Origin of the sequence: Aeromonas sp., assembly GCF_050252055.1 — a bacterium.
GTDB lineage: Bacteria > Pseudomonadota > Gammaproteobacteria > Enterobacterales > Aeromonadaceae > Aeromonas > Aeromonas caviae.
Window position 1 is genome coordinate 228,379 of the sequence record NZ_JBFWLQ010000006.1, and the last position, 21,525, is coordinate 249,903.

Consider the following 21,525-nt stretch of genomic DNA (forward strand, 5'->3'; position numbering starts at 1 on the left):
ATACCAGATGTGCGTGTCGGTCATAGTCCGAGATGCGACCTGGACGGGATTTTATGGGATGGTCCCCGACCTCGCGTCGTATCCCGGCGCGAGGTCGGGGCGGGTATCAGGGCACGATGAAGGCCTGCTCCAACCCACCCTGGCGGATCTGCTCGAGCAGAGGGGCCTGCTTGTCGCTGGCCACGGGTCCGAGCAGGACGCGGAAGACGGCGCCATGTGCCACCACCTGGTACGGCACGCCATAGCGCTGGGTCATCACCTTGCCCATGGCCTCGGCCCGCGCCTGCGAGCCGCTGGCGAGCACCTGGATCATCTTGCCCTGGGTCGCACCGGCCTTGGGGGGGGAGACGGTGGTGGTTGCCGTGGCGGCAGGAGCAGGAGCAGGCGCGGCCTTGGCCGGTGCCGTGGGGGCCGGCGTCTCGTTCACGAAGGAATTGGCTGCTGGCGCCGCAGGCTCCATGGGCGTCATCGGGGTCATGGGCACCATTTCCACCATCTGATCCGGCTGATCGGTGATGAGTTCGAGGCGCACCCGGGCCTCACCCCCTTCCACCATCTCCAGTTGCGCGGCGGCGGCGTGAGAGAGATCGATGAGGCGATCGCTGCCGAAGGGGCCGCGATCATTGACGCGTACTATGGTCTCCAGACCGTTGTCCAGATTGGTGACCCGCACGTAGCTTGGCAGGGGCAGGTTGCGGTGGGCGGCGCTGAACAGGGTGCTGTCCTGCACGTCGCCGTTGGCAGTCTTGTTGCCGTCCAGATCCCGGGAGAGCCAGCTGGCAGTGCCTTCCTCGCTGTAGTGCTTGATGTCGCGCCACACCTCAAACTTCTGCTTTCCGATCCAGTAGTCCCGGTTGCCGCTCTCGCTCATGGGTTCGGGGCGGGGAATGGCGCCGGTCGCCTGGGGGATCTCGATGACCTGGGGCTTCTCCTGGGGGACGGGCTCCGGGGGCAGCGGCTGGGGTTCGGGTTGGCTGCTACAGGCGGCCAGCAACAAGGTCAGGCTGAGGGGAAGAAGTTTGTGGCTGTAATGCATAAGCGTCCTGGATTGCTTGACTGAGTTGATGCACCGCCATCGCATAGAGAGGGCTGCGATTGTAGCGGGTGATCACGTAAAAATTGTGGCGCGCGACCCAGTATTCCGGTCCTTCGGCCTGCTCCATCGCCAGCAGTTTTACCGGCGTCTCGGGTGACGGCGGTGTGGCGACTTCTATGCCCGCAGCGGCCAGCTCTGCCCAGCGGTGTCTTAGCTCGGGCTCGGGTGCAAGCAGGGTACCTACTGGCGCCAATCCGATCAAGGCGGGCTCCACCACCGGCTCGCCCCAGCGCCAGTGGTGCAGGGCGAAGTAGTTGGCCACGCTGCCGATGGCATCTGCCGGGTTGGCGAAGAGATCCCGCTTGCCGTCTTCGTCGAAGTCGACCGCGTAGTGGCGGTAGCTGGAGGGCATGAACTGGCCCATGCCCATGGCGCCGGCATAGGAGCCCTTGAGATTGGTGAGCGGCCACTTCTCTTCCCGGGCAAGCAGCACCAGCTGGGCAAACTCCTTGGCGAAGAAATCCGCCCGTTCGGGGTAGTGGAATCCCAGGGTGTAAAGGCTGTCGAGCACCGGATGGCGGCCCATCTGTCGACCGTAAAAGGTCTCGATGCCGATGATGGCGACGATGAGGGAGGCGGGGACCTGGTAGGTCTGCTCGGCCCGTGCCAGGGTGGCGGCATGGCGCTGCCAGAATCCCACTCCGTCCCGGATGCGCTCCGGGGTGACGAACAGCGGCCTGTAGCGGTGCCAGGGCTTGGCTTCCCAGGGGCGGCGGATGGTGTCCAGCACCTCCTGGCGCAGGCTGGCCTGGGCGGCGGCGGCCTGCAACTCTGCCAGCGGCACCTGCTGCTGCTCGGCCAGCAGGCTGAGCCGGGCCGGCGAGACGGCAGCACTCGCCGTCAGGGTGCACAGAGATAGAGCCAGCCAGCCGAGCCGCATCAGGCGAGCAGCCGCCTGTGGGTCTGGATGGACATCAGAACGCCGAAGCCCGCCATCAGGGTCACCATGGAGGTGCCGCCGTAGCTCACCAGTGGCAGGGGAACCCCTACCACCGGCAGGATGCCGCTTACCATGCCCATGTTGACGAACACATAGACGAAGAAGGTCAGGGTGAGGGCGCCCCCCAGCAGGCGTTCGAAGCTGTTCTGGGCCTGCATGGAGATAAACAGGCAGCGGCTGATGATGTAGAGGTAGATGACCAGCAAGAGGGCCACTCCCACCAGACCGAACTCCTCGCTGAAGACGGCGAAAATGAAGTCGGTGTGGCGCTCTGGCAGGAATTCGAGCTGGGACTGGGTGCCTTGCAGCCACCCCTTGCCGAACACGCCGCCGGAGCCGATCGCAATCTTGGACTGGATGATGTGATAGCCGCGACCGAGTGGGTCCTTCTCCGGGTCCAGCAGCATCAGCACCCGCTGGCGCTGGTAGTCGTGCATCAGGAAGAACCAGAGTACCGGCATGAAGGCGCAGATGAGCAAGACCGCGAGCCCGATGAGCCACCAGCTGATCCCCGCCAGGAAGATGACGAAGAAGCCGGAAGCGGCCACCAGGATGGAGGTGCCGAGATCGGGTTGGGCCGCGATCAGCAGGGTGGGCAGCAGCACCATCACCAGGGCGATCATCACATGGCTGAACTTTGGCGGCAGGGAGTGCCGGCTGAGCCAGGCGGCCACCATGATGGGCATGGAGAGTTTCATCACCTCGGAGGGCTGGAACTTCATGAAGCCGAGATCGAGCCAGCGCTGGGCCCCCTTTCCGATATGGCCGAACACGTCCACCGCGATGAGCAGCAGCACCACCACCGCAAACAGGGGCACCGACCAGCGGGCATAGAGGGAGGGCGGCAGCTGTGCCATGCCGATCATCAGACCGAAGGCCAGGGCGCCGCGCACCAGCTGGCGCACGATGGAGTCGAGATCCTGGCCCGAGGCGGAGTAGAGCACCACCATGGAGAGGGCCATCAGGGTCAGCAGGCCGAGCAGCAGCGGCAGGTCGATGTGCAGCTTGTACCAGATGCTCTGCTGGCGGGCAGAATTACTCATTGGGAAACGACCTCACTCGGTTGGGACGGCTTTTCCGGTGCCGGTGGCAACTGGGGTTCCGGCGGCAGCAGATAGGCATCCAGCATGTGGCGGGCGACCGGTGCCGCCATGGCGCTGCCGCCCCCGGCGTTCTCCAGCACCAGGGCGACCACCGCCTTGGGTGCCTCGAAGGGGGCGAAGGCGACGAACAGGGCGTTGTCGCGGTGCTCCACCTTGGTGGTGGCCGCGTTGTAGACCTGGTTCTCCTTGAGGCCCACCACCTGGGCGGTGCCGGACTTGCCCGCCGCCTTGTAGGGGGTATTGGCGAAGGCGCGGCGCCCCGTCCCTTCGTGGCCGTTGATGACGCGCCACATGCCGTCCTTGGCCACCTGCCAGTAGGTATCGCTCTTGGCGGCGATGGCCACGTTCGGGTTGATGGGGGCGTTGACCACGCCATCGGAGGAGGCGGTGCTCTTGAGGAGGTGCGGCGTCACGTCGTGACCGTTCTGGGTCAGGATGCTGATGGCCTTGGCGAGCTGGATCGGGGTGGCGCTCCAGTAGCCCTGGCCGATGCCGATGGAGATGGTGTCCCCCTGGTACCAGGGTTGACGCCAGCGGGCCATCTTCCAGTCCCGGGAGGGCATGACACCCCGGGTCTCTTCATAGAGGTCCACGCCGCTGTACTGGCCGAAGCCGAACTTGGTCATGTAGCTGTTGATCTTGTCGATGCCGACCCGGTAGGCGAGATCGTAGAAATAAGTATCCGCCGACACTTCGATGGCGCGATAGACGTCGAGCCAGCCGTGGCCCCAGCGGCGCCAGTCACGGAACTTCTTGGTGGTGCCCGGGATGGAGAAGCTGGGCCCGCCGAAGTAGCGGTAATTGGGGGTGATCGCCCCCTCGTTGAGCCCCATCACCGCCATCATGGGCTTGACGGTGGAGGCGGGGGCATAGATGCCCTGGGTGGTGCGGTTGACCAGCGGCCGGGCGGGATCGTTGAGCAGCGCCGAGTAGTTGGCGCTGGAGATGCCGGTCACGAACAGGTTGGGGTCGTAGCTCGGGCTCGACTCCATGGCCAGGATGGCGCCGGTGTTGGGCTCCATCATCACGATGGCGCCCCGGCGGCCGGCCAGCAGCTCCTGGGCTTTCAACTGCAGGCGGATGTCGATGTTGAGGTAGATGTCCTTGCCGGGCTCGGGGGGCTGGAATTTCAGGGTGCGCACCACCCGGCCGCGGTTGTTCACCTCGACCTCCTGATAACCCGCCACGCCGTGCAGCTGATCCTCGTAGTACTTCTCTACCCCCTGTTTGCCGATGTCCTTGGTGGCGGCATAGTTGGCGAGCTTCTCCTCCTTCTCGAGGCGCTCCACGTCACGGGTGTTGATCTTGGCCACGTAGCCCAGGGCATGGGTGAGGGTGTCGCCGAACGGGTAGTAGCGCTTGAGGTAGGCCTCGATGCTGGCCCCCGGGTAGTTATGCTGGTTGACCGAGAAGAGGGCGACCTGGTATTCGGTCAGCTTCTCGAACAGGGGCACGGGCTTGAAGCGGCGCTGACGTTTGACCTCGGCCAGGAACTTCTCCTTGGTCCCTTCCGGCAGGGCCAGCAGGGTGATGAGGTCGTCCGCGGTCTTCTCCAGGTTCTCGGTCTCTTCGGGCACGATCTCCAGGCTGTAGACAGGGCGGTTTTCCGCCAGCAGGACACCGTTGGCGTCGTAGATGAGGCCACGGGGCGGCGCCACCGGCACCACACGGATGCGGTTGTCGTTGGAGCGGGTCTGGTAGGTTTCGTAAGACTCTACTTGCAGGTAGTAGAGGTTAGCCAGCAGCACCAGCATGAGGGTGACCATGCCGATGTAGGCGACCAGGGTGCGCCGGAAGAACAGACGTCCCTCGGCACTGTGATCGCGCATTTCAATGCGATTCTTCAGCATGCCGTTACCTTGTGGCTGACGTGCGGGTGAGAGAGGAGAAATGCATGCTCAGGGTCGGCATGGGTCACTCTCTGTGATAAGGGTGATTGGTAGTGATGCTCCAGGCGCGGTAGAGGCTCTCGGCCACCAGCACCCGCACCAGGGGATGGGGCAGGGTCAGGGGCGAGAGCGACCAGCTCTGTTCCGCGGCAGTCTTGCACTCGGGGGAGAGCCCCTCCGGGCCACCCACCAGCAGCGCCACGTCCCGGCCATCCAGCTTCCAGGCTTCCAGTTGCACGGCGAGCTGCTCCGTGGTCCAGGGCTTGCCCGGAATGTCCAGGGTCACGATGCGGGAGCGGCCGGCGGCGGCCAGCATGGCTTCCCCTTCCTTTTGCAGGATGCGGGGAATGTCGGCATTCTTGCCGCGCTTGCCTGCGCCGATCTCGACCAGCTCGAACGGCATGTCTTTGGGGAAGCGGCGACGGTACTCTTCGAAGCCATGCTCTACCCAGGCAGGCATCTTGGTGCCCACGGCAATCAACTGGATCTTCATCTTTGGTTACGCTGTCGCCCTTTATTGCGAATTGACCTGGGCGGCGCCGCTCCAGAGTTTTTCCAGCTGGTAGAAGTCGCGGTACTCATCCTGCATCACGTGGACGATGACCGACCCCATGTCCACCAGCACCCACTCACCGGTGAGTTCCCCTTCCACGCTCAGCAGGTCAAGCCCCGCATGACGGGCCTCGCTGGCGAGGTTGTGGGCGATGGCACTGACGTGACGATTGGAGTTGCCGGAGCAGATGATCATGGTGTCCGTGATGCTGGATTTGCCGCGCACATCGAGGGTGATGATGTCGCGGCCTTTCATGTCATCGATCTTGTCGACGATAAAGGCGAGCAATTCTTGGCCTTGCAATGTCTTCTCCTATCTTCCGGCGCCAGAGGGCGGCGGATTATATCATGGTCACTCCCGTTTCCCAGCCTGGCAAAGGGAGCGTCGCCCGGGGAGCCGTCCCGTGGGGGAGGGGCCCTTGACGATCACTATAGTGTGCAACCCGGCCTGGCAATAGTCAGGGCCGGGCCCGGTGCGCCCGGACGTGTCGGCTGACCAGCCTGCGTGACGCCGTTTACTGCGTTGCCGATGAGCGGTAGAGCCCGTGGCGCCGGATATAGTCGGCGACCGGGTTGGGCAGCAGGTATTTGGGATCCTGGCCTGCCGCGAGCAGGGCACGCAGCCGTGTGGCCGACAGCTCGACGGGCAGGTTGTCACAAAGCCAGACATGACCGTGGCGCTGGCGATGGAGATCCTGAATGTCCCGGGTCTGGTGGTGGGCCAGCAGCTCGGCCACCTGGACGGGATAATCCGGTTGCCAGCCTGGGCGGCAGCTCACCACCAGGTGGGCGTAATCGAGCAGCTCCTGCCAGCGGTGCCAGCTCGGCAGGCCGAGCAGGGAATCCATCCCCATCAAAAAGCAGAGCGGGGTGTCCGGCAGCTCGCTCCTCAACTCGACAAGGGTGTCGATGGTCCAGGAGGGAGTGTCGCGCCTGAGCTCCCGCTCATCCACCACGAATCCCGGGTTGTCCGCTGCAGCGAGCCGGACCATGGCGAGTCGCTGCTCGCTCGAGCAGAGCGGATTGGCCCGGTGGGGCGGGATATGGTTCGGGAGCAGGCGCACCTCGGCCAGACCCAGGGCGTCCCGGGCCTCGATGGCGGGCCTCAGGTGGCCGATGTGAATGGGATCGAAGGTGCCGCCGAGGATCCCGATGGGCGGTGTCAGCATGATTCCGTCTCCAGCAGGGGGAGCGGGGTACCGTCACGAAAGCCGAGGGCGATGGTTTGCAGCATCAGCCAGGCCTGCTCGGTGTCGAAATGGCGCTGGGCATCGTCCAGCCGGGCCATCAGTTGCCAGAGCTGCCGGATCTTGGGGAAGGGGAGCCGGGTCAGCGCCTGCTGGATGAGCTGCTGGCGACTCTGCCAGATGCGCAGGCGGCTGAAATGCTCCACCAGGGGCTGTCCGGCGCGGGCGGCCAGCGCCAGCTCGGTGAGCTGCTCCAGTTCGCGGCACAGGGTCCAAGCCAGCATGCCGGGTTCGGTGCCTTCGGCGCGCAGGGCCAGCAGGATGCGCTGGGCCCGGTTCACCTTTCCTTCCAGCAGGGTATCGACGAGCTGGAAGGGGGTGAAGTGGGCGTGGCGGATGATGGTCTCTTGCAGATAGGCGACGCTGATGGGCTGGGGCGGCGAGAGCAGGGTCAGCTTCTCGATCTCCTGGCTCGCGGCCAGCAGGTTGCCCTCGTAGGCGTGGCACATGAAGTTGACCGCATCCGGCAGTGCCTTGAGGCCGAAGCGCTGAAAACGGGCGCTCATCCAGCGCGGGAAGAAGCGGGGCTCGGGGTGGTTGACCGGCACATAGGTGCCGTTCTGGCTCAGCTTGTCGAACCAGGCTGCCTTCATCTGGGTCTGGTTTAGGCGATTACCACTCAGGACCAGCAGCAGGTCGGGGTGGAGCTGCTTGCCAATGTCGCTGATGCGGGCGGCGAGATCCTTGTCGATCTTGGCGGGCAGCTCCAGCTCGATGATCTGGCGGGCCGAGAACAGGCTCATGGCCTGGCAGGCATCGTAGACCTGGTTCCAGTCCAGCCCCTGTTCCACCACGAAGCTGTGGCGTTCATCGAAGCCCTGTTTGCGTGCCACCTGACGCACGGCGTCGATGGCTTCCAGCTTGAGCAGGGGCTCGTCCCCAAAAATGAGATAGCAGGGCTTGAGCCCTGCCTTGAGATGGTCCGCAAACTGCTCGGGATAGACTCTCATCAACACCCTCTCATCAAGATACGCGCATCAGAACTTGACCTGACTGAGCTGGCGAATAACCAGGTTGGCGGCCTGCTCCTGCATCTCCTTGCCCAGCTGCTCCTGCTCGCGGGAGGAGGCGAGTGCCGCATCCGGCTTGTTCAGGAAGCTGCGGTTGAAGGTGATGGGGAAGACCTGGGTCGGTTTGCCCGGCATGACCACGGTGAACTGGGTGCTGTAACTGAGCAGGTATTCGCGGTCCTGGCCGATGGAGTCGACGGAGGCGACCTGGCTGCGGCTACGTACCCCGGCCAGGGTCAGCACCGGGATGCCCTCCTTGTCGGCGAGTTCGACGCCAGCGGCCTTGAGACGGGTGGTGACCAGTCGGTAGAAGTCGCTCTTGTTGTCACCGACCACTTTCATGGTCATCAGCTCTGGGGGAATGGCGGTGCCCCGCATCTGAAAACCGCAGGCCTGCAGCAGCAGTCCTGCCAGCACGATGGCCATCCAGCGCGTGAAGATGGTGCCCATAAAAAATCCTCTTTGCATGAAGGGAAGAGCGGCGGGCGCAGGGCCCGCCGTCATCATCCGTGTGTCGTCAGCCCCTGGCCCGGACCGTCGGCCGCCGCCAGGGGAGGCGTCATCAGTTGGCCACGATGTTGAGCAGCTTGCCCGGCACGTACACGACTTTGCGCACGGTCAGACCGTCAGTGAACTTCTGTACGGACGCATCGGCCATGGCCAGCTTCTCGACGTCGGCCTGGCTTATCTCGGCCGGTACGGTCAGTTTGCCGCGCATCTTGCCGTTGATCTGTACCACCACCAGCTTCTCGGTCTCGACCATGGCCGCTTCGTCAGCCACCGGCCAGGCCGCGACATCGATGTCCCCTTCCTTGCCCAGCATCTTCCACAGCTCGAAGCCGATGTGCGGGGTGATGGGGTAGAGCATGACCACGACCGCTTCCAGCGCTTCCTGCATCAGGGCGCGATCCTGAGCGTCGCTGCCCAGTTTTGCCAGGTTGTTCATCAGCTCCATGATGGCTGCGATGGCGGTGTTGAAGGTCTGACGGCGACCCACGTCGTCGCTCACCTTGGCGATGGTCTTGTGCAGCTCGCGGCGCACGGCTTTCTGGTCGCTGGTGAGGGCTGCGACGTCCAGTGCGGCAACGGCGCCACCGGATACGTGCTCGAAGGTGATGCGCCACAGGCGACGCAGGAAGCGCTGGGCACCTTCCACGCCGGAGTCGGACCACTCCAGGGTCATCTCGGCCGGAGAGGCGAACATCATGAACAGACGGACGGTATCGGCGCCGTAACGCTCCACCATCAGCTGCGGGTCGATGCCGTTGTTCTTGGACTTGGACATCTTGGTCATGCCGGAGTGCATCACTTCACGACCCTCAAGGTCGACAGCCTTGGTGATGCGGCCCTTGTCGTCACGTTCCACCTTGACGTCGAGGGGGCTGACCCAGACGTTGCCGCCCTTCTCATCCTTGTAGTAGAAGGCGTCGGCCAGCACCATGCCCTGGCAGAGCAGGCGCTTGAACGGCTCGTCGCTGTTCACGAGGCCCGCATCACGCAGCAGCTTGTGGAAGAAGCGGGCATAGAGCAGGTGCATACAGGCGTGCTCGATGCCGCCGATGTATTGATCCACCGGCAGCCAGTGGTTGGCAGCCGCCGGATCCAGCATGCCCTTGTCGTAGTCCGGGGAGCAGTAGCGGGCGTAGTACCAGGAGGACTCCATGAAGGTGTCGAAGGTATCGGTCTCGCGGAACGCTTCCTGGCCGTTGTAGGTGGTCTTGGCCCACTCGGGGTCGGCCTTGATGGGGCTCTGGATGCCGTCCATCACCACGTCTTCCGGCAGCAGTACCGGCAGTTGATCTTCCGGGGTCGGCACCACGGTACCGTCCGCCAGGGTCAGCATGGGGATGGGTGCGCCCCAGTAGCGCTGACGGGAGACACCCCAGTCGCGCAGACGGTAGTTGACGGTGCGCTTGCCCTTGCCGAGCCCTTCCAGCTTGTTGGCGATGGCATCGAAGGCACCCTGGAAGTCGAGACCGTCGAATTCGCCGGAGTTGAACAGCACGCCCTTCTCGGTATAAGCCGCTTCGCTCACGTCGACGTCGCCATCAACCGGCTTGATCACCGCCTTGATCTCGAGGCCGTACTTGGTGGCGAATTCGTGGTCACGCAGGTCGTGACCCGGTACTGCCATCACGGCGCCGGTGCCATAGTTCATCAGCACGAAGTTGGCGACCCAGACCGGCACCTTGCGGCCATCCAGCGGGTGAATGGCGTAGAGGCCGGTGGCCATGCCCTTCTTCTCCATGGTGGCCAGTTCAGCTTCGGCTACCTTGGTGTTCTTGCACTCTTCGATGAAGGCGGCCAGCTCCGGATTGTTCTGGGCTGCTTGCAGCGCCAGCGGGTGACCGGCGGCGATGCCCACATAGGTCACACCCATGAAGGTGTCCGGACGGGTGGTGTAGACCTCGAGGTGCTCGGCCTGACCGTCGATATTGAAGCTGATGTTGACCCCTTCGGAGCGGCCAATCCAGTTGCGCTGCATGGTCTTGACCATTTCCGGCCAGCCTTCCAGATTGTCGATGTCGTTCAACAGCTCTTCGGCGTAGTCGGTGATCTTGATGAACCACTGGGGGATCTCTTTCTGTTCCACCGGGGTATCACAGCGCCAGCAGCAGTTGTCCACTACCTGCTCGTTGGCCAGTACGGTCATGTCGTTCGGGCACCAGTTGACGGAGGAAGTCTTCTTGTAGACCAGGCCCTTTTCGTAGAGCTTGGTGAAGAACCACTGCTCCCAGCGGTAGTAGTCCGGCTTGCAGGTGGCCAGCTCCCGATCCCAGTCATAGCCCAGACCCAGCATCTTCAGCTGGTTCTTCATGTATTCGATGTTTTCGTAGGTCCAGGGGGCCGGCGCCGTGTTGTTCTTGATGGCGGCGTTTTCTGCCGGCAGGCCGAAGGCGTCCCAACCGATGGGTTGCAGCACGTTCTTGCCATTGAGCCGTTGATAACGGGAGATCACATCACCTATGGTGTAGTTGCGAACGTGCCCCATGTGTAGACGACCAGACGGATAGGGGAACATGGAGAGGCAGTAGAACTTTTCCTTGTCTACTTTCTCCACCGCCTTGAAGGTTTTCTTGGCATCCCAGTGCTTCTGCACTGCTGGTTCTATGGATTGGGGAACGTATTGCTCTTGCATTGGTGACATCCGGATCTGTGAAATGAATAGATAAAACGGCTGGGAAATCCCGATAGAATACCCATATCCTGCGGCGGCAACAACCGCCAGCATCCGCCCGGTCTCGGGCCTGGTCAGGTACCCGCGAGGATTTGCAGCGCCGCAAGAGCCGCAAGAGCCGCAACGAAGTGAGAATGGCAACCGCCGCCCGTATCCGCCGAGCCCGAGGTCAGGGTCTGGCTCGATCGGGATTCAGCAGAGGAGTGATGGCCATGGACAAACGTCGACAAGGGTATGAAGCCTTTATCGCCCAGCTCAAGAAGCAGTGGGAAGAGACGGAAGCGTTTCAGGGAGAGCGCCTCAACCGGATGATCGCCAAGGTGCAGGCCTATCTGGAGGCGGCCGGGGATCTGACCCAGGACGAGCTGGCGCTGATCGCCGAGTATGTGAAGCGGGATCTGGGCAACTATGACGAAGGGCGCAAGGATGAGCAGGTGGAGGAGTCCGCCTTCATGCTGGCGCTCAAGGACACCGCCTGGTCCTGGCTGGCGGACGTGACCGACCGAACCCAGGTGGAGTGGCAGGAGTTGGCGGACGAGCTGGAACACAAGGGGGTCTACCGGGCGGGGGACTGGGTGGGACTCGGGGTGCTGGTGTGCGATCACTGCGAGTGGCGCCATACCGTGCTGCACCCGGAGCAGCTTGCCACCTGCCCCGAGTGCGGGGCCGATGAATATCATCGCGAGCCGCTGTCTCCTTGAGCCGCCAGACTGTGCCAAGCCATAAGCCAAACCATGAAAAGAGGCGCCCAAGGGCGCCTCTTTTGTTTATCGGCGTTGTGTGGTCTTAGCCCTTGCGTGCCCAGGGGTGGGCACGTGGGCGCAGCCACAGGGCCAGCCCCAGCAGGGCGGCGGCCAGGCCATACATGGGCCAGCTGCCAAAACGCAGATAGGGGGTCTGGCCGTGGGCGGGGCGTACCTCGGCACGCAATACTCCAGCCTCGAACTGCGGGATCTGGGCGATGATGCTGCCGTCTATCTCGGTGACGATGGTGATGCCGGTGTTGGTGTCGCGCAGCAGCGGGCGGGCCAGCTCGAGGGCGCGCATGCGGGCGATCTCCATGTGCTGCCAGGGGCCGATGCTGGTGCCGAACCAGGCGTCGTTGGAGACGGTCAGCAGAAAGTCGGTATCCGGCTGCACATTGCGGCGCACCTCGTCCGGGAAGATGATCTCGTAACAGATGGCGGCGGCAAACTTGAGCCCCTTGGCGATCAGGTTCGGCTGCACCTCGTCACCCCGGCTGAAGGAGGACATGGGGAGGTTGAAGAAGGGGGCGATGGGACGCAGCAGATCTTCAAAGGGCACGAACTCGCCGATGGGCAGCAGGTGGTACTTGTAGTAGCGGTTCTTGTGCTCGTAGTAGTAGGACTCCTTGCCTTCTGCATCCTGCACCCCCATGCCGAGCACGGTATTGAAGAAGCGCTGCTGTTTCAGATCGTAATGGATGATCCCCGCCAGCAGGCCGGTGTCGTTCACCTTCATCGCCTTGTCCAGGCTCTCCAGATAGGTACCCATCTCCTTCTCGATGGCCGGGATGGCGGACTCCGGCCAGACGATGATGTCGGCATCCTGGTTCTCGCGGCTGAGATCCTGATACTTGCGCACGGTCGGCACCAGGGCCTCCGGATCCCACTTGAGGGACTGCTCGATGTTGCCCTGCACCAGCGCGACCTTGACCGGCTCACCCCGGGTCACCCAGTTGAGCTGCATCAGCCCCTGGGCGGCGCCCACCAGGGCGACGGGGAGCAGCAGCCAGGCCGGCTTGCGGTGTTGCCATACCAGCCAGAGGGCGGAGGCGGTGAGCAGCAGGGCAAGGGTGATGCCCTGCACCCCGAGAAGGGGAGCGAAGCCCTTGAGGGGGCCGTCTATCTGGGTGTAGCCGAACCAGAGCCAGGGGTAGCCGGTCATCACCCAGCCCCGCAGCCAGTCGGCCATCAGCCAGAGCGCCGGGAAGGCGAGCAGCCAGCGGCTCCAGTGGCGGCCGACAAAGAAGCGAGCGAAGAGCCAGCAAGCCAGGGTCGGGTAGAGGGAGAGATAGGCGCAGAGCCCGGCCAGCAGCACGAAGGCGGCCGGCAGCGGAATGCCGCCAAACTCCGTCATGCTGACGTGGATCCACCACTGCCCGGGCAGGAACAGACCCATGGCGTAGCCGAAGCCGCGCCAGGCTGCCTGTTTGGGGGTGGCCTTGTCCAGCAGGGCGTAAAGGCCGAGCAGGGAGGGGATCACCAGGGGCCAGTAGCCGAAAGGGGAGAAGGCCAACACGGCGATGGCGCCGCTGGCAATGGCAAACAGGCTGGTCAGGAGTTTCGATTTCACGGGGGATCGGGGCTCGAATTGGACTGAATGGAAACACAATGGCCGACATCTTAACCGCAAACCGGGTCAACGGCGAGCCTCGCGGTCGGCGTGGGTCCAGGGGCGGTCGCGCGGCGGGAGAGAGGCAAAAAAAGCGCCCCTGACGAGAGGGGCGCGGGATGTGCGTGGTGCTGGGCGGGATCAGGACTCCGGCTGCGCCGCCGCATGATGCTCGGGGATCTTCACCTGCAACTGTTGCAGGCGACGGCGATCGGCGTGCATCACCTTGAACAGGTAGCCGTCGAGTTCGATCTCTTCACCCTTCTTGGGCAGGTGGCTGAAGGCGTGCATCACCAGACCGCCGACGGTGTCCACCTCTTCATCGCTGAACTGGGTGCCGAAGAAGTCGTTGAAGTCCTCGATCTCGGTCAGCGCGCTCACCGAGAAGACCCGCTTGCTGATGCGGCGGATCTCTTCCGGCTCGTCCTCGATGTCGTCGAACTCGTCGTCTATCTCGCCGACGATGAGCTCCAGAATGTCCTCGATGGTCACGAGGCCAGAGACACCGCCAAATTCGTCCACCACGATGGCCATGTGGTAGCGCTCTTCCCGGAACTCCTTGAGCAGGCGATCGACCCGCTTGCTCTCCGGCACGATCACCGTGGGACGCAGGATCTTCTCCAGCTGGAGCGGCTCGCTGGCATGCTGGCCGCCAAAACCGAACGGCAACAGATCCTTGGCGAGCAAGATGCCCTCCACGTGATCCTTGTCTTCGTTGATCACCGGGAAGCGGGAGTGGCCGGATTCGATGATGACCGGCAGGAACTCGTCCACCGGCTGGGACTTCTCGATGGTCACCATCTGGGAGCGGGGGATCATGATGTCACGCACGCGCAGCTCGGCAATTTCGAGCACGCCCTCGATCATGTCCTTGGTGTCCTGATCGATGAGGTCCCGCTCTTCGGCATCGGCGATGACCTCTACCAGATCATTGCGGTCTTTTGGCTCGCCCTGGAAGAGTTGGCTGAGTTTGTCGAGCCAGGTTTTCTTCGGCGAGCCGGTACTAGGGTGATCGTCGGTCATTTTCTCTCTTGGTTACTCGTATGAACACACTTGAAATCGTTGTGGCTATATGAGGATGGGCATCGGCTGTTTCAAGACGATGACCATCCGGTTCGTTACTCTTCGTCGTTCAGATAAGGATCGGCGAAGCCCAGTTCCTGCATGATGTCGCGCTCGAGCTGCTCCATCTCCTCGGCTTCCTCGTCCTCGATATGGTCATAACCTAGCAGATGCAGACTGCCATGCACAACCATGTGAGCCCAGTGGGCCATCAGGGGCTTGCCCTGTTCGACGGCTTCGGCCTCGACCACCTGGCGGCAGATCACCAGATCCCCGAGCAGGGGCAGCTCGAGACCCGGTGGCGCTTCGAAGGGGAAGGAGAGCACGTTGGTGGGCTTGTCCTTGCCGCGATAGGTGTGGTTGAGCTCGCGGCTCTCCGCCTCGTCCACCAGACGCACCGTCACCTCGGCCTCGGGCTGGAAGCCCAGAATGGTGCCGTCGAGCCAGCCTTGCAGCTGGGCCTCGGTCGGCAGGCCGTCGGGGCTGGCGCAGGCCAGTTGCAGATCCAGGGTCACGCTCATTGGGCACTCTCTTTGCTGGTGTTCTCGTTGCGGGTATTGGATGCGCTCTTCTCGGCCGCCTGCTGGGCGTCGAACGCCTCGTAGGCCTGCACGATGCGGACCACTACGGGGTGGCGCACCACGTCCTTGGACTCGAAGAAGTTGAAGGAGAGGCCATCGACCCCCTGCAACACCTCCAGGGCGTGGCGCAGACCGGATTTGGTGCTGCGGGGCAAGTCCACCTGGGTGATGTCGCCGGTCACCACCGCCTTGGAGTTGAAGCCGATGCGGGTCAGGAACATCTTCATCTGCTCCGTGGTGGTATTCTGGGCCTCGTCCAGGATGATGAAGGCGTCGTTGAGGGTGCGGCCGCGCATGTAGGCAAGCGGCGCCACCTCGATGACGTTGCGCTCCATCAGCTTCTCCACCCGCTCGAAGCCCAGCATCTCGAACAGGGCGTCGTAGAGGGGGCGCAGGTAGGGGTCCACCTTCTGGGAAAGATCGCCGGGCAGAAAGCCGAGCTTCTCACCGGCTTCCACCGCCGGGCGGGTCAGCAGGATGCGGCGGATTTCCTGGCGCTCCAGGGCATCCACGGCGGCGGCCACGGCGAGATAGGTCTTGCCGGTCCCGGCGGGCCCGATGCCGAAGCTGATGTCGTGGCGCACGATATTGGCGATGTACTGGGCCTGGTTCGGGCTGCGGGGCTTGATGAGACCGCGCTTGGTCTTGACCGTGACCTCCTTGCCGTAGGGCAGGGAAGGGGCGGGTTCGTCGTCCTGCTCCAGCACGCGGGACTCCTGCAGCGCCAGGTGCACCATCTCGGGGGTGATGTCGCTCACCTTGCTCCCCTTGAGGGGCTGGGTTTCCACATAGAGGTGCTTGAGGATGACGGCAGCCGCCTCCACCTGGGCCTGCTTGCCGATCACTTGGAAGTGGTTGTCCCGGTAGCTTATCTCGATGCCGAGACGTCGCTCCAGCTGCTTGAGGTTGTCGTCAAAGGGTCCGCACAGGCTGGCGAGGCGCTGGTTGTCGGCAGGTTCCAGATGCAGATTCAGGGTGGAGATGTGTCGGCTCAAGGTGTCCTCTTATCGGTTGTTCCCCCGCCACGGGGCGGGGGAGAGAGTCATCAATGGGGTCTGAAGGCCGCAACGCCCAGATCATCGGGCACGTTGTCAGGACGACGGGCGAGGATCTCGCTCGGGGCCGTGGCGATGCGCAGGTTCATTTCGTCCTCGCCGCGGATGAAGCGGCCGCGCAGGGAGTAGGGGCGTACGTCGGTGATCTCCACGTCGGCGAAGCCGCCGATGAGGCGGTGCGGCCCTTCGAAGTTGACCACCCGGTTGTTCTCGGTGCGGCCACTGAGCTGCATGGGATCCATCTTGGAGGGCCCCTCCACCAGGATGCGCTGCACCGAGCCCAGCATGGCGCGGCCTATGAGCATGGACTGGTGATTGATGCGGTTTTGCAGTCGGGTCAGGCGGGCCTTCTTCACTTCCATGTCGACGTCATCGGGCAGGTCCGCGGCCGGGGTGCCGGGGCGCGGGCTGTAGATGAAGCTGAAGCTCATGTCGAAGTTGATCTCCTCGATGAGTTTCATGGTGGCCTCGAAGTCTTCGTCCGTCTCGTTCGGGAAGCCGACGATGAAGTCGGAGCTCATGGTGATGTCGGGACGCACGGCGCGCAGGCGGCGGATCTTGGACTTGTATTCCAGCACGGTGTGCGGGCGCTTCATCATGGTCAGGATGCGATCCGAGCCGCTCTGGATGGGCAAGTGCAGGAAGCTGACCACCTCGGGGGTATCACGATAGACCTCGATGATGTCGTCGGTGAACTCGACCGGGTGGCTGGTGGTGTAGCGAATGCGGTCGATGCCGTCGATGGCGGCCACCAGGCGCAGCAGCTCGGCGAAGGTGCAGACCTCCCCGTCGAAGGTCGGCCCCCGGTAGGCGTTGACGTTCTGGCCGAGCAGGTTCACTTCGCGCACCCCTTGCTGGGCGAGCTGGGCGATTTCATAGAGCACGTCATCCAGCGGTCGGCTCACCTCCTCGCCACGGGTGTAGGGCACCACGCAGAAGGAGCAGTACTTGGAGCAGCCTTCCATGATGGAAACGAAGGCGGTCGCCCCCTCGGCACGGGGTTCGGGCAGGTTGTCGAACTTCTCGATTTCGGGGAAGGCGATGTCCACCTGGGCACCGCGCCCCTCCTGCACCTGCTTGATCATGGTCGGCAGGCGGTGCAGGGTCTGGGGTCCGAAGACGATGTCCACATAGGGCGCCCGGCTGCGCAGGTTCTCCCCTTCCTGGGAGGCGACGCAGCCGCCCACCCCGATCACCAGCCCCGGTTTTTTCGCCTTGAGCTTCTTCCAGCGACCGAGCTGGTGGAACACCTTCTCCTGGGCCTTCTCGCGGATGGAACAGGTGTTGAGCAGCAGCACATCTGCCTCTTCCGGCTCCTCGGTAAGCGTGTAGCCATTGCTGGCATCCAGCAGGTCCGCCATCTTGGACGAGTCGTACTCGTTCATCTGGCAGCCCCAGGTCTTGATATGAAGTTTCTTGCTCATTGCTTCTCGTGACTGGTTTTGAAATCGGCAGGGTCAAAGGACCGGCCATTTTACTCCGCAATCCCGGTGCTGACCAGTCTGGGGCCGCCCGTCGCCATCAGGGCCGGCTTGTCGTCGGCAATTGCGCATCCCCCTCACTGTTTCTGCCGCCTCCTTGCGTTATCATGCCCCATTCGGTTCGGCCCTTGCCCCTTATCGCGGGGACTCCTTGCAGGAATCAAGTTATGGAACAGTGTGATATCGCCATCGTCGGCGCCGGCATGGTGGGCGCCGCCACCGCCTGCCTGCTGGCGGCAGAGGGGCTCTCGGTACGGGTCATCGAGACCCGGTTGCCCGAGCCCTATGCCCCCGAGCAGCCGCTGGATCTGCGGGTTTCCGCCATCAGTCAGGCCTCGGTGGCGCTGCTGACCCGGGCCGGTGCCTGGCAATATCTGCAGCAGATGCGGCTGTGCCCTTATCGCCGGCTGGAGACCTGGGAGCTGGACGGCTTCGCTACCCGCTTCGACGCGGTGGATCTCGGGCTGCCCCAGCTCGGCTACATCATCGAAAACCGGCTGATCCAGCTCGCGCTCCTGAAAAGGATGGAGGATTTCCCGACCATCCAGACCCATACCCCGGCGGCGGTGACGAGCCTGCGCCAGAGTGCGGATGACGCGGTGCTGACCCTGGATGACGGCACCGAGCTGCAGGCGCACTGGGTGCTGGCCTGCGACGGTGCCGAATCCCACACCCGGCGATTGGCCGGCATCGGGGTGTCGCGTTTCGAGTACCGCCAGCACTGCATGCTGATCAACATCGACACCGATTTTGCCCAGGAAGACATCACCTGGCAGCAGTTCACCCCGAGTGGCCCGCGCGCCTTCCTGCCGCTGCCGGGCCGCCATGGCTCCCTGGTCTGGTATGACAGCCCGGCCCGCATCCGGGCGCTGGCCGCCATGAGCAACGAGGCCCTGGCCGTCGAGGTGCGCCGCCACTTCCCGAGCCGCCTTGGCGGTTTCACCGTGACGGACAAGGGGAGCTTCCCCCTGGTGCGCCGCCACGCCAACGACTATCACGCCGGGCGAGTGGTGCTGCTCGGGGATGCGGCCCACACCATCAATCCGCTGGCGGGGCAGGGGGTGAACCTCGGTTTCAAGGACGTGGCCTGCTGGACCGGGTTGCTCGGCAAGGCGGGGGCACAGTGGCACGATCTGTCGCTGGCCGGGCGTTACGAGGGACGACGCCGCCCTGACAACCTGCTGATGCAGTCGGGGATGGATCTCTTCTACGGGGTCTTCAGCAACGAGATAGGCCCCCTCAGGCTTGCCCGCAACCTGGCGCTGAATCTGGCGGACAAGGCGGGCCCCCTCAAGGAGATGGCGCTACGCTATGCGCTTGGGCTGGTATGAGGCAGTGCGTGGCACTGCCAGGTGCCAATCGGGTGGCATATCAATCCGTGTGATGGTGCCAGCCGGTTTTTTATATGGCCGCGAGGAGTGATCCAGGCGGCGCAGGGGCAAAACGGCCTCAGGCAAGGGGGGAGCACACCATGAACAAGGCATTGCTGGTGATCGATTTCATCAACGACATCGCCCACCCGGACGGGCGCATCGCCGCCTCGGCGGCCCAGGTGATCGAGCAGAACGCCATTGTGCACGCCAATCAGGCGCTGGTTCATGCCCGCGCTCACGGCTGGCTGGTGGTGCTCATCAAGGTGGGGTTTGACGAGGGCTATCTGCTGCAACCCAGGGGTTCCCCCATGTTTGGCCGTGCCCGGCAGTTCGGGGCCCTCTCCCTGGCGGACAGCGGCACCGACTTTCACCCGGATCTCGATGTACAACCCGGGGATCTGGTGCTGACCAAACCCAGGGTCAGCCCCTTCTACGGCACGGCGCTGGAGCCCGCGCTACGGGCCAATCGCATCGAGCATCTCTATGTGTGCGGCGTGAGCACCAGCTGGGCCATTCAGGGGGCGGTGCGAGATGGCCACGATCGGGACTACGCCATCACCATCCTGGAAGATGCCTGTGCGGCGGCGGATGCCGCAGAACACCAGGCTTCCCTGCGCATGCTCGGTCGCATTGCCGAGATCATCAAGGTCGCGGAGCTGGCGGAACGGGACTGAGCCCGGCCATCCTCTCCTGCAGGCATCTCATGCACCTCATGCGGGCTCGGGGTGCGTCTCTCTCACCATGGCGAGGAAGCGATCCCGAATGGGATCGGCAAATTCCGGGTTCCACACCAGGCTGATTTCCCATTCCGACCAGGGGCCGGAGAGAGGGTAGAGGGTCACCTCCTTGCCCGCGATGAACCCTACGCTGCGCGGCAGGATGGCGTTGCCGATACCGGCGGCCACCAGGGCGACCAGGGTCTGGATGTCTTCCGCCTCCTGGATGAGACCGGTCAGCCGGTTGGCGCCGAGAAAGCGGGCGATCTGCTGGCTGAGACCCGGACAGCGATGGCCCACCATCTGCAGCAAGGGATCGCGGATCAGCGCCCGCTCCAGGTCGAAGTCCGGCCCTGCCACCTGGGTGGGGACGGCCAGCACCAGTCTGTCCGTCAGCAACCTGTGTTCCCTCAGCTGCGGCGCATCAGGCCGTCGCATGAAGCCCAGTTGCAGCCTACCCGCCAGCAAGTGCTCCTGCTGGATGGCGGAGGTGGTGTCCCGCAGGTGAACCAGCACGTCGGGGACCTGCTGCTTGAAACGGGCCACCAGGGAGGGGGCCAGTGCGAAGCTGGAGAGCCCGAACCCGATGTTGAGGCGTCCGGCGGCACCGCTTGCCAGCGCCAGGGCATGCCGCTCGAATCCCTTGCCGTGATCCACCAGAGCCCTGGCCTGGGGCAGCAACTGGAGGCCGATGGCGGTCAGCTCGGCCCCGTGGCGGCCCCGGTTGAACAGGGTGCTGCCGAGGGCCTGCTCCAGCCCCTGGATCTGCTTGGTCAGGGCCGGTTGCGTCACAAAAAGCCGGCTGGCCGCCTCCCGGTAGTTGGCACTCTCGGCCAGCATGACGAAGGCCTGCAATTGTCTCAGGTCGAATCTCATTCCATTTGGTTATCCAATGTGGCGATTTATTGATTATAAATTATCTAATCTCCTTGTTCTAATGGTCTCGAAACGGGCCTGCTTGCCCGCTGTTCAGCCACAAGGAGTCATGTCATGTCGAGCGAACGCTATCTGTTTTTGATCAAGGGGAGCCTGGTGATGGCTCAGCCACTGGCCGCACCGGAGACCGGGGAGCTGCTGACCAGCCTGTTGCAGCAGGGGTTCGTCGTCGCCCCCTTGCCGGTGTGGGCCAGCAATGCGGAGCAGGCGCTCGCCTGTTACGAGGCCGCTGCCCAGCGGCAGGTCTTCTCCGATGCGCTGGCGGGGAGAGCCCTGTGAGCGCGGTGCGCGTGAGGGCCGCGGCCCTGCTGCTGGACATGGACGGGACCCTGGTCCACTCCACCGGCGACGTGGAAGTCGTGTGGCGGCGCTGGTGTCAGCACCATGGGCTGGATCCCGCTCCCGTGCTCGCCATGTGTCACGGCGTGCGCTCACGGGAGGTGATAGGGGCCCTGGCTCCCCAGTTGGACATGGCGGTGGAGGTGGCCCTGCTCGACGATCTGGAGATGGAATACGCTGCGGCGCCGATGCCCCTGGACGGTGCCCGCCGACTGCTCGAACAGCTGCCGCCGACGCGCTGGGCGCTGGTGACCTCCGCAAGCCGGAGGGTGGCAGAGCACCGGCTGCTGCACGCCGGATTGCCGCTGCCCCGTCTCCTGGTGTGCGCCGGGGATGTGGTACGGGGCAAGCCGGATCCCGAGCCTTATTTGCTGACTGCCAGCCGGTTGGGACTGGCTCCGGCCGATTGCCTGGTGTTCGAGGATGCGCCAGCGGGCATCGCCAGCGCCCTGCAGGCGGGTTGCCAGGTGGTGCAGATGGGGGGAACAAGGCGGTATGACGACAGGCTCAAGGGCTGGCTGCGGGACTGGCGCGAGATCGAGATCGAGGTGGCATCGGACGGGCTCCATCTTCATCTGCCCGCCCCGCTGCCAGCAGAGGCCGGATGATGAC

21 protein-coding genes are annotated in these 21,525 nt (G+C 63.9%); 5 read left to right on the top strand and 16 right to left on the bottom strand.

What is annotated here, in order from left to right:
- Window positions 1-106: 106 nt before the first annotated feature.
- The 10 genes from AB7E19_RS12975 to leuS form a co-directional block, all read right to left on the bottom strand.
- Entirely contained in the window at window positions 107-1,036 is a 930-nt protein-coding gene (locus tag AB7E19_RS12975; RefSeq protein ID WP_219596688.1) for a septal ring lytic transglycosylase RlpA family protein, read from the bottom strand.
- Window positions 978-1,976 carry a lytic murein transglycosylase B gene (gene mltB / locus AB7E19_RS12980; RefSeq protein WP_427935532.1) on the bottom strand — a complete coding sequence of 333 codons (999 nt, stop codon included), beginning with the start codon at window positions 1,974-1,976 and terminating at the stop codon, window positions 978-980. The genes AB7E19_RS12975 and mltB overlap by 59 nt, the downstream gene beginning before the upstream one ends.
- Window positions 1,976-3,079, bottom strand: a complete 1,104-nt coding sequence (gene rodA / locus AB7E19_RS12985; RefSeq protein ID WP_010673760.1) for a rod shape-determining protein RodA — start codon at window positions 3,077-3,079, stop codon at window positions 1,976-1,978. Before rodA ends, mltB begins: the two co-directional genes overlap by 1 nt.
- Entirely contained in the window at window positions 3,076-4,989 is a 1,914-nt protein-coding gene (gene mrdA, locus AB7E19_RS12990; protein ID WP_010673761.1) for a penicillin-binding protein 2, read from the bottom strand. The genes rodA and mrdA overlap by 4 nt, the downstream gene beginning before the upstream one ends.
- 64 nt (window positions 4,990-5,053) lie before the next feature.
- Window positions 5,054-5,521 (bottom strand): 23S rRNA (pseudouridine(1915)-N(3))-methyltransferase RlmH, encoded by a 468-nt coding sequence (gene rlmH, locus AB7E19_RS12995; RefSeq protein ID WP_042078906.1) that lies wholly within the window; start codon window positions 5,519-5,521, stop codon window positions 5,054-5,056.
- A gap of 21 nt (window positions 5,522-5,542) precedes the next feature.
- Complete coding sequence (gene rsfS, locus AB7E19_RS13000; protein WP_010673762.1) at window positions 5,543-5,884, bottom strand: ribosome silencing factor; 342 nt, start codon at window positions 5,882-5,884, stop codon at window positions 5,543-5,545.
- A gap of 211 nt (window positions 5,885-6,095) precedes the next feature.
- Window positions 6,096-6,749 carry a nicotinate-nucleotide adenylyltransferase gene (gene nadD, locus AB7E19_RS13005; RefSeq protein WP_427935536.1) on the bottom strand — a complete coding sequence of 218 codons (654 nt, stop codon included), beginning with the start codon at window positions 6,747-6,749 and terminating at the stop codon, window positions 6,096-6,098.
- Window positions 6,743-7,777, bottom strand: a complete 1,035-nt coding sequence (holA, locus tag AB7E19_RS13010) for a DNA polymerase III subunit delta (protein WP_322131782.1) — start codon at window positions 7,775-7,777, stop codon at window positions 6,743-6,745. The genes nadD and holA overlap by 7 nt, the downstream gene beginning before the upstream one ends.
- Window positions 7,778-7,804: 27 nt before the next feature.
- Window positions 7,805-8,287 carry an LPS assembly lipoprotein LptE gene (lptE, locus tag AB7E19_RS13015; RefSeq protein WP_043153202.1) on the bottom strand — a complete coding sequence of 161 codons (483 nt, stop codon included), beginning with the start codon at window positions 8,285-8,287 and terminating at the stop codon, window positions 7,805-7,807.
- 112 nt (window positions 8,288-8,399) lie between these two features.
- Complete coding sequence (gene leuS, locus AB7E19_RS13020; RefSeq protein ID WP_322131783.1) at window positions 8,400-10,976, bottom strand: leucine--tRNA ligase; 2,577 nt, start codon at window positions 10,974-10,976, stop codon at window positions 8,400-8,402.
- Between the two features lie 251 nt (window positions 10,977-11,227).
- Here leuS and AB7E19_RS13025 point away from each other — a divergent pair, with 251 nt between their 5' ends.
- Window positions 11,228-11,716 (top strand): zinc ribbon-containing protein, encoded by a 489-nt coding sequence (locus tag AB7E19_RS13025; protein ID WP_160838694.1) that lies wholly within the window; start codon window positions 11,228-11,230, stop codon window positions 11,714-11,716.
- Between the two features lie 85 nt (window positions 11,717-11,801).
- Here AB7E19_RS13025 and lnt read toward each other — a convergent pair whose 3' ends face one another.
- The 5 genes from lnt to miaB form a co-directional block, all read right to left on the bottom strand.
- The gene (gene lnt / locus AB7E19_RS13030) at window positions 11,802-13,331 is read right to left on the bottom strand and encodes an apolipoprotein N-acyltransferase (RefSeq protein ID WP_160837071.1); all 1,530 of its coding nucleotides are present in this window, start codon (window positions 13,329-13,331) and stop codon (window positions 11,802-11,804) included.
- Window positions 13,332-13,511: 180 nt separating this feature from the next.
- Window positions 13,512-14,393 carry a CNNM family magnesium/cobalt transport protein CorC gene (corC, locus tag AB7E19_RS13035; protein ID WP_010673769.1) on the bottom strand — a complete coding sequence of 294 codons (882 nt, stop codon included), beginning with the start codon at window positions 14,391-14,393 and terminating at the stop codon, window positions 13,512-13,514.
- Window positions 14,394-14,488: 95 nt separating this feature from the next.
- A complete protein-coding gene (gene ybeY / locus AB7E19_RS13040) occupies window positions 14,489-14,953 on the bottom strand; it encodes an rRNA maturation RNase YbeY (RefSeq protein ID WP_039041101.1) in 465 nt (154 codons plus the stop codon).
- Entirely contained in the window at window positions 14,950-16,008 is a 1,059-nt protein-coding gene (locus AB7E19_RS13045; protein ID WP_319896411.1) for a PhoH family protein, read from the bottom strand. Before AB7E19_RS13045 ends, ybeY begins: the two co-directional genes overlap by 4 nt.
- Before the next feature lie 50 nt (window positions 16,009-16,058).
- Window positions 16,059-17,492: a tRNA (N6-isopentenyl adenosine(37)-C2)-methylthiotransferase MiaB gene (miaB, locus tag AB7E19_RS13050; protein WP_010673772.1), complete on the bottom strand. Its 1,434-nt coding sequence runs from the start codon at window positions 17,490-17,492 to the stop codon at window positions 16,059-16,061.
- Window positions 17,493-17,716: 224 nt separating this feature from the next.
- On the opposite strand from miaB, the gene AB7E19_RS13055 reads away from it, so the two are divergent.
- Together AB7E19_RS13055 and AB7E19_RS13060 are read left to right on the top strand one after the other, a co-directional pair.
- On the top strand, window positions 17,717-18,880 hold the full coding sequence (locus AB7E19_RS13055) for an FAD-dependent monooxygenase (protein ID WP_043153194.1): 1,164 nt from the start codon (window positions 17,717-17,719) through the stop codon (window positions 18,878-18,880).
- Between the two features lie 140 nt (window positions 18,881-19,020).
- Window positions 19,021-19,596: a cysteine hydrolase family protein gene (locus tag AB7E19_RS13060; protein WP_427935542.1), complete on the top strand. Its 576-nt coding sequence runs from the start codon at window positions 19,021-19,023 to the stop codon at window positions 19,594-19,596.
- A 36-nt stretch (window positions 19,597-19,632) separates the two neighbouring features.
- Here the strand turns inward: AB7E19_RS13060 and AB7E19_RS13065 are convergent, their stop codons facing one another.
- Window positions 19,633-20,514: a LysR family transcriptional regulator gene (locus tag AB7E19_RS13065; protein WP_427935544.1), complete on the bottom strand. Its 882-nt coding sequence runs from the start codon at window positions 20,512-20,514 to the stop codon at window positions 19,633-19,635.
- Window positions 20,515-20,628: 114 nt separating this feature from the next.
- Between AB7E19_RS13065 and AB7E19_RS13070 the strand changes: the two genes are divergently transcribed.
- Together AB7E19_RS13070 and AB7E19_RS13075 are read left to right on the top strand one after the other, a co-directional pair.
- Window positions 20,629-20,853 carry a hypothetical protein gene (locus tag AB7E19_RS13070; protein WP_302097669.1) on the top strand — a complete coding sequence of 75 codons (225 nt, stop codon included), beginning with the start codon at window positions 20,629-20,631 and terminating at the stop codon, window positions 20,851-20,853.
- Window positions 20,850-21,521, top strand: coding sequence for an HAD-IA family hydrolase (locus AB7E19_RS13075; RefSeq protein ID WP_322131784.1), 672 nt, complete (start codon window positions 20,850-20,852; stop codon window positions 21,519-21,521). Before AB7E19_RS13070 ends, AB7E19_RS13075 begins: the two co-directional genes overlap by 4 nt.
- The last annotated feature ends 4 nt before the right edge of the window (window positions 21,522-21,525 follow it).

What these genes read in the sequence shown, in the direction of transcription:
- AB7E19_RS12975 (WP_219596688.1), bottom strand. Translation starts at nt 1,036, where the DNA reads ATGCATTACAGCCACAAACTTCTTCCCCTCAGCCTGACCTTGTTGCTG.
- mltB (WP_427935532.1), bottom strand. Translation starts at nt 1,976, where the DNA reads ATGCGGCTCGGCTGGCTGGCTCTATCTCTGTGCACCCTGACGGCGAGT.
- rodA (WP_010673760.1), bottom strand. Translation starts at nt 3,079, where the DNA reads ATGAGTAATTCTGCCCGCCAGCAGAGCATCTGGTACAAGCTGCACATC.
- mrdA (WP_010673761.1), bottom strand. Translation starts at nt 4,989, where the DNA reads ATGCTGAAGAATCGCATTGAAATGCGCGATCACAGTGCCGAGGGACGT.
- rlmH (WP_042078906.1), bottom strand. Translation starts at nt 5,521, where the DNA reads ATGAAGATCCAGTTGATTGCCGTGGGCACCAAGATGCCTGCCTGGGTA.
- nadD (WP_427935536.1), bottom strand. Translation starts at nt 6,749, where the DNA reads ATGCTGACACCGCCCATCGGGATCCTCGGCGGCACCTTCGATCCCATT.
- holA (WP_322131782.1), bottom strand. Translation starts at nt 7,777, where the DNA reads ATGAGAGTCTATCCCGAGCAGTTTGCGGACCATCTCAAGGCAGGGCTC.
- lptE (WP_043153202.1), bottom strand. Translation starts at nt 8,287, where the DNA reads ATGGGCACCATCTTCACGCGCTGGATGGCCATCGTGCTGGCAGGACTG.
- leuS (WP_322131783.1), bottom strand. Translation starts at nt 10,976, where the DNA reads ATGCAAGAGCAATACGTTCCCCAATCCATAGAACCAGCAGTGCAGAAG.
- AB7E19_RS13025 (WP_160838694.1), top strand. Translation starts at nt 11,228, where the DNA reads ATGGACAAACGTCGACAAGGGTATGAAGCCTTTATCGCCCAGCTCAAG.
- corC (WP_010673769.1), bottom strand. Translation starts at nt 14,393, where the DNA reads ATGACCGACGATCACCCTAGTACCGGCTCGCCGAAGAAAACCTGGCTC.
- ybeY (WP_039041101.1), bottom strand. Translation starts at nt 14,953, where the DNA reads ATGAGCGTGACCCTGGATCTGCAACTGGCCTGCGCCAGCCCCGACGGC.
- miaB (WP_010673772.1), bottom strand. Translation starts at nt 17,492, where the DNA reads ATGAGCAAGAAACTTCATATCAAGACCTGGGGCTGCCAGATGAACGAG.
- AB7E19_RS13055 (WP_043153194.1), top strand. Translation starts at nt 17,717, where the DNA reads ATGGAACAGTGTGATATCGCCATCGTCGGCGCCGGCATGGTGGGCGCC.
- AB7E19_RS13060 (WP_427935542.1), top strand. Translation starts at nt 19,021, where the DNA reads ATGAACAAGGCATTGCTGGTGATCGATTTCATCAACGACATCGCCCAC.
- AB7E19_RS13065 (WP_427935544.1), bottom strand. Translation starts at nt 20,514, where the DNA reads ATGAGATTCGACCTGAGACAATTGCAGGCCTTCGTCATGCTGGCCGAG.
- AB7E19_RS13070 (WP_302097669.1), top strand. Translation starts at nt 20,629, where the DNA reads ATGTCGAGCGAACGCTATCTGTTTTTGATCAAGGGGAGCCTGGTGATG.